Source organism: Mesorhizobium sp. M0060 (genome assembly GCF_040323155.1).
Lineage (GTDB): Bacteria > Pseudomonadota > Alphaproteobacteria > Rhizobiales > Rhizobiaceae > Mesorhizobium.
Window position 1 is genome coordinate 1 of sequence record NZ_JAMYUP010000178.1, and the last position, 596, is coordinate 596.

The window sequence follows — 596 nt, forward strand, 5'->3', positions numbered from 1 at the left end:
GCCGCCCACGGCCCGGGGATGGCGTGGGCCTGCATATGGATCAGCAACTGCTCGTCGACCCGCTGGGCGGTGCGGCGCAGCGCCAATTCCCTGAGCGCCGTCAGATTGCCCGGCGAGAAGTAGTTCTCGATGGCGCGCTGGGCGGTGTTGGGAAGGTAGACCTTGCCTTCTTCCAGCCGCTTGATCAGATCGTCGGGGGTGAGGTCGATGATCTCGACGTCGTCGGCCTGGTCGATGATAGAGTCGGGAACGGTTTCACGCACCCTGACGCGGGTGATCTGGGCCACGACATCGTTCAGGCTTTCGACATGCTGGATGTTCAGTGTCGTGTAGACATCGATGCCGTGCGTCAGGATTTCCTGGACGTCGAGATAGCGCTTGGGGTGACGGCTGTCGGGAACGTTGGTGTGGGCGAGCTCGTCGACCAGAACCAACGCCGGGCGCCGGGCGAGGATGGCGTCGAGATCCATTTCCTCAAGGATGCGCCCCTTGTAATCGATCTCAAGACGAGGAATGACCTCGTAGCCTTCGACCAGCGTCTGCGTTTCCTTGCGACCGTGCGTCTCGACGATGCCGATCACCACGTCGATCCCGTC

1 protein-coding gene is annotated in these 596 nt (G+C 62.2%); it reads right to left on the reverse strand.

Features of this window, described 5'->3' with window-relative positions; genetic code table 11:
• Positions 1-596 (reverse strand): histidine kinase (locus tag NKJ94_RS37485; RefSeq protein WP_502904256.1); only part of this gene is annotated, 596 nt, incomplete at both ends.